Origin of the sequence: Altererythrobacter aquiaggeris (assembly GCF_037154015.1) — a bacterium.
GTDB classification, from domain to species: Bacteria; Pseudomonadota; Alphaproteobacteria; order Sphingomonadales; family Sphingomonadaceae; genus Aestuarierythrobacter; species Aestuarierythrobacter aquiaggeris.
In genome coordinates, this window is the sequence record NZ_JBANRL010000001.1 from 106,804 (window position 1) to 119,770 (window position 12,967).

General features: G+C 61.5%; 15 protein-coding genes. 7 read left to right on the forward strand and 8 right to left on the reverse strand.

Translation table 11 applies throughout. The features are described from left to right. The first annotated feature begins 94 nt into the window (after window positions 1-94). Window positions 95-1,090: an adenosine kinase gene (locus WFP06_RS00555; RefSeq protein ID WP_336985313.1), complete on the forward strand. Its 996-nt coding sequence runs from the start codon at window positions 95-97 to the stop codon at window positions 1,088-1,090. On the opposite strand, the gene purD is transcribed toward WFP06_RS00555, so the two are convergent. Beyond that, window positions 1,087-2,373: a phosphoribosylamine--glycine ligase gene (gene purD / locus WFP06_RS00560; protein WP_336985314.1), complete on the reverse strand. Its 1,287-nt coding sequence runs from the start codon at window positions 2,371-2,373 to the stop codon at window positions 1,087-1,089. The two genes, WFP06_RS00555 and purD, sit on opposite strands and share 4 nt — an antisense overlap. On the opposite strand from purD, the gene xseA reads away from it, so the two are divergent. From xseA to WFP06_RS00580, 4 genes are read left to right on the forward strand one after another with little or no spacing between them, the layout of a single operon-like run. Beyond that, a complete protein-coding gene (gene xseA / locus WFP06_RS00565; protein WP_336985315.1) occupies window positions 2,372-3,847 on the forward strand; it encodes an exodeoxyribonuclease VII large subunit in 1,476 nt (491 codons plus the stop codon). The genes purD and xseA overlap by 2 nt on opposite strands. A gap of 23 nt (window positions 3,848-3,870) precedes the next feature. After that, a complete protein-coding gene (locus WFP06_RS00570; protein ID WP_336985316.1) occupies window positions 3,871-4,074 on the forward strand; it encodes a DUF2093 domain-containing protein in 204 nt (67 codons plus the stop codon). After that, a complete protein-coding gene (locus WFP06_RS00575; protein WP_336985317.1) occupies window positions 4,071-5,018 on the forward strand; it encodes a M23 family metallopeptidase in 948 nt (315 codons plus the stop codon). The genes WFP06_RS00570 and WFP06_RS00575 overlap by 4 nt, the downstream gene beginning before the upstream one ends. A gap of 22 nt (window positions 5,019-5,040) precedes the next feature. Beyond that, on the forward strand, window positions 5,041-6,066 hold the full coding sequence (locus tag WFP06_RS00580; RefSeq protein WP_336985318.1) for an esterase-like activity of phytase family protein: 1,026 nt from the start codon (window positions 5,041-5,043) through the stop codon (window positions 6,064-6,066). A gap of 38 nt (window positions 6,067-6,104) precedes the next feature. On the opposite strand, the gene rpmB is transcribed toward WFP06_RS00580, so the two are convergent. Further along, window positions 6,105-6,407, reverse strand: a complete 303-nt coding sequence (rpmB, locus tag WFP06_RS00585; protein WP_336985319.1) for a 50S ribosomal protein L28 — start codon at window positions 6,405-6,407, stop codon at window positions 6,105-6,107. Window positions 6,408-6,560: 153 nt separating this feature from the next. On the opposite strand from rpmB, the gene WFP06_RS00590 reads away from it, so the two are divergent. Further along, window positions 6,561-7,016 carry a nucleoside deaminase gene (locus WFP06_RS00590; protein WP_336985320.1) on the forward strand — a complete coding sequence of 152 codons (456 nt, stop codon included), beginning with the start codon at window positions 6,561-6,563 and terminating at the stop codon, window positions 7,014-7,016. 82 nt (window positions 7,017-7,098) lie between these two features. Here the strand turns inward: WFP06_RS00590 and WFP06_RS00595 are convergent, their stop codons facing one another. The 4 genes from WFP06_RS00595 to WFP06_RS00610 all read right to left on the reverse strand — a co-directional run bounded on the left by WFP06_RS00595 (window position 7,099) and on the right by WFP06_RS00610 (window position 10,536). Next, window positions 7,099-7,527: a hypothetical protein gene (locus tag WFP06_RS00595; protein WP_336985321.1), complete on the reverse strand. Its 429-nt coding sequence runs from the start codon at window positions 7,525-7,527 to the stop codon at window positions 7,099-7,101. Window positions 7,528-7,647: 120 nt separating this feature from the next. Further along, window positions 7,648-8,535, reverse strand: coding sequence for a carboxylating nicotinate-nucleotide diphosphorylase (gene nadC / locus WFP06_RS00600; protein WP_336985322.1), 888 nt, complete (start codon window positions 8,533-8,535; stop codon window positions 7,648-7,650). After that, a complete protein-coding gene (locus WFP06_RS00605; protein ID WP_336985323.1) occupies window positions 8,510-9,307 on the reverse strand; it encodes a LytR/AlgR family response regulator transcription factor in 798 nt (265 codons plus the stop codon). Before WFP06_RS00605 ends, nadC begins: the two co-directional genes overlap by 26 nt. After that, window positions 9,304-10,536, reverse strand: a complete 1,233-nt coding sequence (locus WFP06_RS00610) for a sensor histidine kinase (RefSeq protein WP_336985324.1) — start codon at window positions 10,534-10,536, stop codon at window positions 9,304-9,306. The genes WFP06_RS00605 and WFP06_RS00610 overlap by 4 nt, the downstream gene beginning before the upstream one ends. Window positions 10,537-10,645: 109 nt before the next feature. Between WFP06_RS00610 and WFP06_RS00615 the strand changes: the two genes are divergently transcribed. After that, window positions 10,646-11,242: an HD domain-containing protein gene (locus WFP06_RS00615; RefSeq protein ID WP_336985325.1), complete on the forward strand. Its 597-nt coding sequence runs from the start codon at window positions 10,646-10,648 to the stop codon at window positions 11,240-11,242. 10 nt (window positions 11,243-11,252) lie between these two features. Here the strand turns inward: WFP06_RS00615 and WFP06_RS00620 are convergent, their stop codons facing one another. Both WFP06_RS00620 and WFP06_RS00625 read right to left on the reverse strand, forming a co-directional pair. Beyond that, window positions 11,253-12,218, reverse strand: a complete 966-nt coding sequence (locus tag WFP06_RS00620; protein WP_336985326.1) for a hypothetical protein — start codon at window positions 12,216-12,218, stop codon at window positions 11,253-11,255. Further along, window positions 12,218-12,943: a DsbA family protein gene (locus WFP06_RS00625; RefSeq protein WP_336985327.1), complete on the reverse strand. Its 726-nt coding sequence runs from the start codon at window positions 12,941-12,943 to the stop codon at window positions 12,218-12,220. Before WFP06_RS00625 ends, WFP06_RS00620 begins: the two co-directional genes overlap by 1 nt. Window positions 12,944-12,967: the final 24 nt, after the last annotated feature.

Genomic DNA, 12,967 nt, shown 5'->3' on the forward strand with positions numbered 1-12,967 from the left:
TTTTGTCCCAAGTCAATCACATAGCCTTGGCGCGGGCGAACTTAGCGGCTAGGCGCGCCGGACCATGGACAGGCCGCCGGCCGAAGGACAAGAAATGACTGACCCGAAATTTGATGTGATCGCGATCGGCAACGCGATCGTCGATGTGATGGCACCGTGCGAAGATGCGCTGATCGAGGAACTTGGGCTGGCGCGCGGCGGGATGACGCTGGTCGATACGGACGGTGCGCGGCGGCTGTATGATGCGATGGGTCCGGCCAAGGAAATTTCGGGCGGTTCGGCAGCCAATACGCTGGCGGGCCTGGCCGCGCTGGGCGCAAAATGTGCTTTTATCGGCCAGGTTGCAAGCGATCAGCTGGGCGATGTGTTCAGCCATGATATCCGCGCTGCGGGGATCGATTTTTCCACCCCTGCACGCGAAGGCGAACCGCCGACGGGGCGCTGCCTGATTTTCGTGACGCCCGATGGCGAGCGGACGATGAACACTTTTCTGGGAGCAAGCCAGTTCTTGCCGCCCGCCGCACTTGATGAAAGCGCGATTGCCGATGCCGCAGTGCTCTATCTCGAAGGATATCTGTGGGACCCCGAAGAACCGCGCAGCGCGATGCGCCGGGCCATCGGTGTTGCCCGCGATGCCGGCCGCAAGGTCGCTTTCACAGCATCCGAAAGTTTTGTAATCGACCGCCACGGCGATGATTTCCGCGAGCTGATCGCGGACGGCCTGATCGACATTCTGTTTGTCAACGAACATGAGCTTGCCTCGCTGACCGGCGAAAGCGATTTTGATGCCGGCCTTGCGCAGCTGGACGGCAAAGTGCCGGTAATCGTCGCCACCCGCAGCGCCAATGGCGCGGTGGCGGTATCGAACGGCGTTCGCGCGGAAGTGGCCGCAGAACCGATCGACAAGGTGGTCGATACGACGGGCGCAGGCGATCTGTTTGCCGCCGGTTTCCTGTCAGGCCACGTCAAGGGCGACACGCTCGAAAACTGCCTGACGCGCGGCGCAATCTGCGCAGCCGAAGTCATCAGCCATTACGGCGCACGGCCCGACGCGGACATCAAAGCGCTGGTGGAAAAACGGCTGGGCTAGCCCGCTTCACGCTCGGCTTCGCGCCAGCCGATGTCGCGGCGGCAGAATCCGTCGGGGAAATTGACCGCGTCCACTGCCTTGTAAGCGGCGGCTTTGGCTGCGGTGACGTTGCTGCCGGTGGCGGTGACGTTGAGCACGCGCCCTCCGCTGGAAGTCAGCTGGCCATCCGCCAGTCTGGTGCCGGCATGGAACACTTTCGCGCCGCCATCCTCGGCGCGGCCAAGGTCGATGGCGCCGCCCGTTTCGGGCGCGGCGGGATAACCTTGCGCTGCCATCACCACTGTCAGCGCGGTTTCGCCAGCAAATTGCGCCGATGCGCTTTGGGCCAGGGTGCCCGTGGCGCAGGCAAGCATCAATTCGCCCAGATCGCTGGTCAGGCGGCTCATCAATACCTGGCATTCGGGATCGCCGAACCGCGCGTTATACTCGATAAGTTTGGGGCCTTCATCGGTCAGCATCAGGCCGGCAAACAATACGCCTGAATATGGCGTTCCTTCGGCGGCGAGCGTTTTGACTGTCGGCTCGATAATGCGCTGCATCACGGCCGCTTCCAACGCAGCGGTGAGCACGGGCGCGGGGCTGTATGCGCCCATGCCGCCGGTGTTGGGGCCGGTGTCGCCTTCGCCCACGCGCTTGTGATCTTGCGCGCTGCCGAACGGCATGATCGCCTTGCCATCGGTCAGCGCAAAGAAGCTGGCTTCCTCGCCTTGCATGAACTCTTCGATCACCACTTCTGCTCCGGCGTCGCCGAACTGGCCGCCGAACATATCTTCCAGCGCCGCGACAGCCTGTTTGCGGGTTTCGGGGATCAGCACGCCTTTGCCCGCTGCCAAACCGTCAGCCTTGAGCACATAGGGCGGGGTGAACCCGGCTAACGCTGCGACCGCCTGATCAAACGAGGCGGTGCGGACATAACCGGCGGTGGGGATATTCGCGCGCCGGCACAAATCCTTGGTGAAGCCCTTGCTGCCTTCGAGCCGGGCTGCGGCTTTGCCCGGCCCGAACACCGGAATATCCGCGCTGCGCAAGCTATCTCCCAGCCCGTCCACCAGGGGCGCTTCGGGACCGATCACCACCAGCCCGATATTCCGTTCGCGGCAGAAATCGGTCACCGCGGCGTGATCGCCGGCGTCCAGCGTAACCAGCTGCGCATGATCCGCTATCCCCGGGTTGCCCGGCGCGGCGTAGAGTGTATCCCCAGCCTCCGACAGCAAACGGGATTGCGCCAGCTTCCAGGCCAGCGCATGTTCGCGTCCGCCCGACCCCAGCAAAAGGATATTCATGCCCGCTCCCACTTCCGATGATGACAACTCTGGCGGGTTGGTAGCGAAGGGGGTGCCCGGCGACAACGCCGAGCCGCTGTCGATCAGCGAAATTTCGGGGATGCTGAAGCGCACGGTCGAGGACCGCTTCGGCTTTGTCCGGCTGCGCGGCGAGTTGTCAGGGGTCAAACGCGCCGCATCGGGCCACCTTTATTGCTCGCTCAAGGATGACAAGGCGCGGATCGACGGGGTGATGTGGAAAGGCACTGCCGGGCGGCTGGGTTTTGTCCCCGAAGACGGCATCGAAGTGATCGCCAGCGGCAAGCTGACGACATATCCTGGACGATCCAGCTATCAGATCGTGATCGAGCGGATGGAAGTGGCGGGCGAGGGTGCGCTGCTCGCCCTGCTTGAAAAAACCAGGCGGCGGCTTGAGGCGGAAGGGCTGTTTGCGCCCGAACGCAAGCGCGCATTGCCCTATCTGCCGCAGGTAATCGGCGTCGTGACATCGCCCACGGGGGCGGTGATCCGCGATATCCTGCACCGGCTGGCGGACCGTTTCCCCAGCCATGTTCTGGTGTGGCCGGTGCTGGTGCAGGGGCAGGGCTCCGCGCAGCAGGTGGCGCAGGCAATCCGCGGATTTTCGTCGATCCCCGAAGGCGGCGATGTGCCCCGGCCCGATCTGGTGATCATCGCGCGGGGCGGCGGCTCGATCGAGGATTTGTGGGGCTTCAACGAAGAAGCGGTGGTGCGCGCAATTGCCGAATGCACCATCCCGGTCATTTCGGCAGTCGGGCATGAAACCGATACGACGCTCGCCGATTATGCGGCGGACCGGCGCGCGCCGACACCGACAGCGGCAGCAGAGCTGGCAGTGCCCGTACGCCGCGATCTGGCTGCATTGCTCGACGAAATGGGGCTGCGCCAACGCCGCAGCGTGGCCCGCCCGCTGACGCTGGGACGCGAACGGCTGGAGGCGCGGATTGGCCGGATGCCCAAGCCGGAAACGCTATTCCAGCCCCAGACGCAGAAGCTGGACGATCTGGCCGAACGGCTCCGGCGCGGGCTTTCCGACAGGGCGGCGCAGGCGCGCCTGGCATTGCAGTCGGACAAGGCGCGGCTATCGGTGCCCCTGCTGGTGTCGCGCGTGGGCAGGGCGAGCGAACGGCTGGCGGCGGCGCGGCTGATCCCGGAACTGGTGCAGCGCCCGATTGCCGATTACCGCACAAAACTGGCCGCGCTGGGAAGGCTGGCCGGACAATTGCATCCCGATGGCCCGCTGCAGCGCGGCTATGTGCGGGTGATGTCCGCCGGCGGCCAGACTTTGACCGACAAACGGCGGGCCGCGAAAGAGCCCGCATTGACGCTGAAATTCCGTGACGGGACGCTCGATGTTGCTCCTGCAACGGGCGCACCGGCTCCAAAGCCCAAATCGCCGCGCCAAAAACCCCGTCCTGACCCGGCACAGGGCGCGCAAGATGATTTATTCGGCTAGATTCCCGTGCTAAGGGCCCGCCCATGTTGATGTCTTCAAGCGATAAACCCGCCATTCTCCAATATGGACCCAACGGCTTCCGCGTGATCAAACCCGGCAAATATGTCGAATGCGCGGTCAGCGGCGAAGCTGTGCCGCTGGAAGAATTGCGTTACTGGGATGTGGAACGGCAGGAAGCCTATTGCTCCTGCGAGCACGCGACCCGCCGCCTGACCGGAGAAGCGTGATCCGTTTTGATCGATTGATCGGCGTGAGCGCGCCCCTGCTGTTGCTTCTGAGTAGCTGTGTCGGCGATGCTGCGCGGCAGACTGACATGGCGGAAGATGTGGCCGTGGTACAACCGCTGCCCGCCCCGTCACCGGTGCAGCAGCCGGTTGCGGAGACCCCCGAACGCGGCACCGACCCGGCTGGCCCGACGACCTTTGTATTCAATGGCGAACTCACGCAGGGCGGCTGGATACGCGGGCAGGCACCCGGCGGGACGGTATCGGCGCGATTGGGTGACGAAGTGCTGGAATTGGACGATGACGGGCGCTTTTTCGCCGCATTCGACCGTGATGCGGGCGGTTCGACACGGCTTTCGGCGACCTTGCGCGACGGGCGGAAAATCGACAGTCCGCTGGTGATCAGTCCGCGGCAATGGAACATCGAACGCGTCAATCTGGCCCGCAATCGCGGCGGACCCAGCGAAGCGTTCTTGCGCCGCCGCCGCCCCGAACTGGCGCAAATCAACGCCGCCCGGCAGGTTGATGCCGATAGTCTGGGCTGGAGCCAGGATTTTATCTGGCCGGTAAAGGGCCGGATTTCGGGCCGCTTCGGCAACCAGCGGATCTATGCCGGTGTTCCGGGCAGCTATCATTCGGGTATCGATATTGCGACGGGCGAAAGCGGAACCCCCTATGTCGCGCCCGCCGACGGGGTGGTGACTTTGGCCACGACCTCGCCGTTTTCGCTCGAGGGATATTTGCTCATCATCGATCACGGGATGGGGCTGAACAGTGCCTTCCTGCACAACAGCAGGCTGGCTGTGCGCACCGGTGACGTGGTGAAAAAAGGGCAATATATCGGCAATATCGGGTCCACCGGCAGCGCCACGGGGCCGCATCTACACTGGAGCCTGAAATGGCGCGATACGCGGCTCGATCCGCTGCTGTTCACCGGCCCGATGTAAGTCCGGTTTCGGCCACATCGCCATGCGGCGGATAGCTCTTCTTCTTTTGATCGCTGCGGGTCTGGCGCCCGGGACATGGATCCGCTCCGCTCCGCCCGATCGCGCCGTTTTGCAAGGGCTGACTGTCACAAAACTCGATGCTGCTGCCAATCCGCAGGGCGCCATGCGCCTGCAAGGTGTCTGGTCGCTTGCCAGCAGGAACGAGCATTTCGGCGGCTATTCCGCGCTGCTGCTGACAGAGGGCGGGCGGATGTTTGCCGCGAGCGACCGCGGGCGTGTGCTCGATTTTGCCCGCCCCGACGGCGCGCGATCGGGCCCGCCGCAAATGCGCCGCTTCCGACCCGAACAACCCTCGGCCAAACATCTGGCGGATATCGAGGCGATAACCCGCGATCCCGAAAGCGGGCTGATCTGGGCAGCTTATGAGGGCAGCAATGCGATCATGCGCGTCGATCCTGCAACGGGCGAGCAGATCCGCGTGTTTCCCGAATCCATGCAGGACTGGTCGAGTAATTCCGGCCCGGAAGCGATGGTCCGCATGGCTGACGGACGGTTTATCGTTCTGTCGGAATCGCTTGGCGGTGTGGTCGGGCGGGCTTCGCCAGCGGTCATGTTCAGCGGCGATCCGGTGGAACCTGCAGAGGTGTTTGGCTTCAGTTTTCAGGCACCGGACGGCTACCGCGCGACCGATATGGCAGCCCTGCCCGACGGGCGGATGCTGATCCTCGTGCGGCGGGTCGTGTTTGGTTTCCCCCCCGGGTTTGCCAGCAAGATTGTTCTGGCTGACCCTGCAACGATCACGCGCGGGGCCATTTGGCGCGGCATGGTGATTGCGGAACTCGATGCAATTGCGCCGTCCGAAAATTACGAAGCGATCGCGGCCGAGCCAGCGTCTGCCCAGGCGGGATCGCCAGTGACGATTTGGGTCATGTCGGACGATAATCTTGCGACATTACAGCGAACATTGCTGCTCAAACTAAAATACACCCCGCCTGCAGCGCCAAAACACGAAAAAGCGCGCGAGAAACCCGCGCGCTCTTCTGGTTAGGGTAATCGATGTGCGCCCCTTGGGGCAGCGCAGCAGGCTTAAGCAGCCGCTTCGGTCTCGGCCTTGACCGCCTTGTGCAGTTCGCGCTTCACCTTGAGCGCGCCGGTGCTCAGCTTTTCAGCTTTCGTCTTGAGCAGCCAATTGTCGAGGCCGCCGACATGCTCGACCGAACGCAGACCGTTGGTCGATACGCGGAACTTGAAGCTGCGATCGAGCTTCTCGCTCATCAGCGTAACTTTTTGCAGGTTAGGCAGGAAGACACGCTTGGTCTTGTTGTTGGCGTGGCTGACATTGTTGCCAGTCAGACGACCCTTGCCGGTCAGTTCGCAAATGCGCGACATGATAAATCTCGTTCGAATTAAGGGGGGCCCGAAAGCCCGTGTTGTCTCGGAAAGGCGCGCGCTTAAACCCCGCAATGCGAATCGTCAAGCAATTGCGCGCCTTCAAGTGCCTGATTGCAGCACTATCCATCATGCCCTAGCGCAGAATGTTCTATGGTGAAATGGCCAATAGCTGATCCGATGGTGCGCGCGCTTGCGCTGGCCCGCAATGCTGCGGCTGCCGGCGAGGTGCCCGTTGGCGCGGTAATCGTCCGCGGCGGCACGATTATCGCGGAGGCGCATAACGAACCGCGTGGTTCGAGCGATCCCACCGCCCATGCCGAAATGCTGGCAATCAGGCGGGCGGCGGCGGCGCTGGGGCAGGAACGGCTTGGCGATTGCGACCTCTATGTCACACTTGAACCTTGTCCGATGTGCGCGGGTGCGATTGCCCATGCGCGCATCGGTCGGCTGTATTACGCGGCCAGCGATCCCAAAGGCGGCGCAGTTGAAAACGGTGCGCGCCTGTTCGGCCAGCCGGGCGCCTTGCACCGGCCGGAAGTGTACAGCGGCATTGGCGAAGCCGAAGCCGCCGGACTGTTACGCACGTTTTTTCGGGCCATGCGATAGTCATATCCGGCGGCGCGGCGGGTAATCCGGCTATCCCGGTGCAGGACCTGTTGCTCCAGCGAACCCGGTGGTTGCGAGGCGCCTATTCGAACACATCCGGATCGGCAGGATCCTGGTTGTCGAACCACGCGCGTGCATCAGGCTGGAACAGAAAATACAGCATCGCGATGCTCAGCACATAGCCGATCAAGGTGACCAGCATTGCCAGGCTGAAATCGACTATGAACAGTCCGGGGATCCCGATGAAGCCGATCACTGTCAGAACCACGAAAATCCATTTGGCGATGTTGCTGGCCTTGCGCGTGATGAAGTACCAGAGCAGCAAATTGATGACGAGGCTGAAGACAAAAATGCCGGTCATGAACCCGCCGCCGACACCCAAGGCCGTAACATTCGGATCGGACTGCATTTCAGCCAGCGCACCGTCATAGTTCAGAAAATACGACACCAGGCCAATTGCCAGGCTGATAAAAAACAGACGTTCGAACGTCACGATAGATTTAGGTTGCACGTGTAATCTCCCCTTTGCTGCAATGCTTTGTGCACCAGCGCAGACAAAGGTGCAATCGCTGCGGATTTGCCGGCGTGTCGGGCGGCGTCCCGGTTGAACGCTGGGGGATTGGGCGGTTGCCTACAGCGGCGTGAAATCCAACCCGATATCTGCCGCGGGCGCGCTTTGCGTCAGTCGGCCGACCGAAACATAATCAACCCCGGTCGCGGCTTTTGCGGCAATCGTGTCCAGATTGATGCCGCCTGATGCCTCGGTTATCGATCGCCCGTTCACCAGTTCAACGGCGCGGCGCAAAGTGTCCGGCGGCATATTGTCGAGCAGCAGATGATTGGCTCCTGCGGCCAGCGCAGGCTCGATCTGGTCGATCCGGTCAACCTCGCAGATGATTTTTTCGACTCCCGCTGCGCGCGCGCGGCGGACTGCCTCGCCGACATCGCCTGCGACGAGCACGTGATTGTCCTTGATCATGGCTGCATCCCATAATCCCATCCGGTGGTTTTGTGCGCCGCCCATGCGGGCCGCGTATTTCTCCAGAAAGCGCAGTCCGGGGATGGTTTTGCGGGTGTCGAGCAAGACCGCATCGGTCGCCCCCATCGCAGCGACATATTCGCGCGTCATGGTGGCAATGCCCGAAAGATGCTGGACCGTATTCAGCGCGCTACGTTCTGCGGTCAGCATCGCCCGGGCATTGCCCGACAGGCGCATCAGATCGCTACCTTCGGGGACCGCTTGCCCCTCATCAGCCAGAAGTTCGATTTCCATATCGGGGTCGAGCACGCGGAAAAAAGCCGCCGCCACGGGCAGCCCGGCCACGACAATCGGATCGCGGCTGTCCATCACCCCAGAAAAGCGCGCATCTGCCGGGATCACGCTTTCGGATGTGACATCGCGCCCGCCGCCGGGCAGCCCTTCGCCCAGGTCTTCGGCAAGCGTATCACGAACGAAAGCCGCGAGGTCGAAGCCGGTTATTTCGAACCGCGCCTCAGTGGACAAAGCGCGCCACCACATCGCGGTAGGACCGGCTCACTTTGACTTCGGCGCCGCTGTCCAGCACGAGAAAACATTCGCCATTGGTATGCGGTTTGACCTGCCTGACCTGATTGAGGTTGACGATGGTGGAGCGGTGCACCCGCTGGAAATTGCGCGGGTCGAGCCTGCGTTCCAGATCCTTCATCGTCTCGCGCAGGATCAGCGAATTGTCGCCGGTGTAGATGCACATATAATCGCCCGCGGCTTCGATATGCTCGATCGAATCGACTTCGACGCGGAAAATCTGGCCGCGGTCCTTGATGTTGATCAGTTTTTCGAATCGTTCGCCCGTTTCCTGCTCGCCTTCGGCAAATTCCTCCGCCGCGTCGGGCGCGACTTCTGCCAGCACCGTTTTCAGCTTGCCCGCTTCTTCGGCGGAGTTTTTTTCCTTCAGCCGTACACGCACACGTTCCAGCGTGTCCGCCAGTTTGTCTTCGGCCACCGGCTTCATCAGATAATTGACTGCGTTGGCTTCGAACGCGCGCACCGCATGTTCCTGATAGGCTGTGACAAATACGAACAGCGGTGGTTCGATTTCCATCACGCCCTTCACCACGCTGAAGCCGTCAAAGCCCGGCATCTGGATATCCAGAAAGACCAGATCGGGTTTCAGCGTCTTGATTTTACGGATCGCCTCGCGGCCATTGGCGCAGGTGTCGATGATTTCGACATCCGGATAGGGCTCAAGCCGCAGTTGCAGGCCCTGGATTGCCAGTTTTTCGTCATCGACGAGGATTGTTCGAATGGTCATGTTTCAGATCCTAACGGCCTGGCCGCGCCTGCCAGAAAATCGGGTGCGGGCGCAAATTGGGTTTGTTCGGGCTGGCTTTTGGCAGTGAATGCCGCCGCTGGCCGGCCTTCTTCAGCGGATTCGTGGGGCAATTCGATTATTACCGTAAAGCCGCCTTCGGGGGGCGTGCGAATTTCGAAGAGGTGGTCTTCGCCATATGCTTGTGCGAGGCGATCACGGATATTGGCCAGCCCAACTCCCGTCGATTCGACCCGGCCTTCTCCTGTCATCGCAGCGGGCAGGATTGGCCTGTCGCCGCCACTTTGCAATCCCGGACCCGTATCCGACACGGCGATCCGCAGCCGCTTTCCGACGAGTTGTGCTGTCAGACTGATCTGCGCCCCTTCTTCTTGCGGGCCAACTGCATATTTGATCGCATTTTCCACCAGTGGCTGCAGCAACAGCGATGGCAGGCAGGCCTTCGCGGCTTCGGGCGAAATTCTGAATTCGGTCCGCAGCCGTTCTTCAAACCGCATCCGTTCGATATCCAGATACAGTTGCAGCGTGTCGATTTCTTCCGCCAGGGTAACCTTGCTGCCCGGTTCATTGACCAGTGTGTGCCGCAAAAACGACGATAGCCGCGTCAGCATGGCGTTGGCGGGTGCGGTCTGCCGCAGCAGCACCAGCGTGCTGATCGAATTGAGCGTGTTGAACAGAAAATGCGGATTGAGCTGGTATCGCAGCATCGCCAGCTGCGCGCTGGTGGCTTGCATTTCCAGCTTTTGCAACTGGTCGTTCTGTTCTTCTACCTGCAGGAAGAAGTTGATGGCGTAATACAGCGCCGACCAACCCCCCAGCAGCGTTGCCGGGAGGAAATAAATGCCCAGTATCAGTTGCAGGAATGACGATTCGGTGGCTGGCCGGAAAAGGCTGAAAACCCACGCTTCGATAAAGGCATAAGTGCTGACCGCGACCACCAGCACGACCCCGGTCACGCCCCATGTTATCAGCGGCCGCAAACCGATCAGCCGTTCGTAGATGACCGAGAGAATCAGGCTGATCGAAAAGCCGGTTACCGCGCCAATCAGCAGGATCACCAGAATCGAAACCGGCTGCTGGTTGGCCAGCGCGGTGACGGTCCTGAGCAGGAAATATCCTGCCCAGCCCGATAGCTGGAGCATCCAGAACGCGCGGTTCTTGTTCGCGAAGAACGGCGACGGGCGAAACGGAAGGGCGGGTAGGACAGCCATAGCCCCGGCAGCTTAGCCGATTTGGCGTGACAAGTCAGACCTGTTTTGCGCTGCCGGGCAAGTTGGGATAGGCTGGCTATAGGCCGGAGCGGGCGAGGAGATGGATTCGATGGCAAGTGCAGCAGACGCAAAACCGCAGGAACAGGCAAAATTCCGCCAGATGAAGGAAGGCACTGCCGAAGATTGGGCAACCATCAGCAAACATTATATGGAATTTGCCTCCGATTTGCCCGACCGGGTTCTGACGCATCTGAATTTGCTCAAAGGCGATTTCGGCGGATTTCCGGTGTGCCGCCTCGAACATTCGCTGCAAACTGCCACCCGCGCGCACCGTGACGGGCGCGGCGAACGCTATGTCGTCATGGCGCTGCTGCACGATATCGGCGATACGCTGGGCACGTATAACCACCCCGATGTCGCGGCCGCAATTCTCAAGCCGTTTGTTACCGAGGAAGAGATGTGGATTTGCCAGCATCACGGCATATTCCAAGGGTATTACTTCTTCCACTTCATCGGCCAGGACCGGGATATGCGCAACGAATATCGCGACAATCCGCATTTCGAGGCGTGCCGCGAATTTTGCGAAAAATACGATCAGGCCGCGTTCGATCCGGCCTACGACAGCGAACCGCTGGAATTTTTCGAACCGATGGTGCGCCGCGTTCTGGCGCGTCCGCTGAAATCGGTTTACGTTCAGGAGGAGTAAGCAGCGCAGCCTAGCGGATAAAATCGGCCGACCAGTCCGCGCTGCCGGATTTTTCGACCGAAGCGCGGATCAGCGGCAATTCGGCGGCGATGAATTCGGCGCGTTCATCCCATCCGTCATGCGTTCGTTTGCGGAACAGCCCGCCACCATGCCTGGGCCCCCAGCGCTGCATGAACCGCAGCGCCGCCGCCGGATCGTAACCGGCATTGGCCAGCAGCCATGGCATCAGCCGATCAGCCTCCCGCTCGGTCAGGCGGATATTTTTCTGCTTGCGCCCGACAATGTTCAGATGGACCTGATGGTACAGCAGATTATGCGCCATCTCGTGCGCGATGGCCGCTGCCAGTTCTTCTTCAGGATAACCAAGTCCGGCGAAATCTGTGCCGATCAGGACCCGCGTTCCATCGGCGCTGGCGCGTTTCTTGCCGGTTATCATCTCGAAGCGGCCCGGACAGGCCGGAACCCCGTCCAGCACGATAATCCGCGCCTGCGTTTCCGCGCCAGATCTGACTTCGATTGCCAATTGGCCGCTATCCTGCAAACGGCGTTCCATAATGTCGGTGATGCTTTGCAATCGTTCGTAACCGGCTTTTGGCTGCGGCAGCGCCGCAATATCGATATCGGCAACTGTCAGCACCGCCATATTGGCCTTGAGCCCGGCAGCATCGCTTGGCGATCCGGGCGCCGCCGCCTGAACCGCAATATCACCGTCAATTCCGGCAGCCTCGCGCATTTTATCCGGGCTGGAATACCCCGCCATGTCCTGCAACAAAAGCCCGGTTGCCGGCGCAGCGTCTTCACAAAAGGCCGCATTGCCGGACGCCAGTTTCCACCCGATCGTCTGCAAACGGGCGTCCTGCTGCTGCAAGGTGTGCAAGGCGCTTCGCGCCGCGGATACATCACCGGCTGCGGCGGCCGGCAGATAAGCGCCCAGCGCGAATATCAAGGCTGAGGCAAAAGCGCCGGACTTACCCATCAGGATTCGCGAGCGGCCTTGATCGCTTGCTGCAATTGCGCTTGGCCGACGGCGCCCTGAAAAACCTTGTCACCGATTATCCAGCTGGGAGTGCCATCGAAACCGAGCTGCTGGGCGATGGCGAGATTGCGCGAAATTTCAGCCGAGACATCGGGTGACATGGCAATTTCTTCGGCCTTGGCGTAATCCATACCGGCTTTTGCGGCAGCTGCCTTGATTGTGACGGGATCGGGGCGGCCGCCCTCGAACATCGCTTTGTGAAACGCGGCGTATTTGCCTTGTTTTGCCGCCGCCAGCGCCATGCGCGCAGCCGCTTCGCTGGCGGGCGAAAGGATCGGTAATTCGCGCACCACGACCTTGAGATCGGGGTTCGCGGCAATAATCGCCTGCACATCCTGCATACTGCCCCGGCAATAACCGCAGCTGTAATCGCTGAATTCCACCAGCGTGATCGACCCGCCGGGATTGCCCATTACCGCTCCGGGGAACGGCTGGGATGCCTGAGGCCCGGCGCTGGCAAGCCGCCCTTCGACCTCGCGCGCTTCGAGCCGCGCGACCATCTCAGGCAGAATTTCGGGGTTTTCAAGCAAATAACTGCGAATTTCGGCTTTGTCGCCGCCGATGCCGCTGGCCCCGTAAATCGCTGCCCCGCCAAAACCGCAAACCAGAGCTATCGCTCCGGCCACCAGCATGGACTTACCGCTCAAGGAAGCTGTCCCGCTCATCAAATGCCCCCGTCCTGTCTTGCC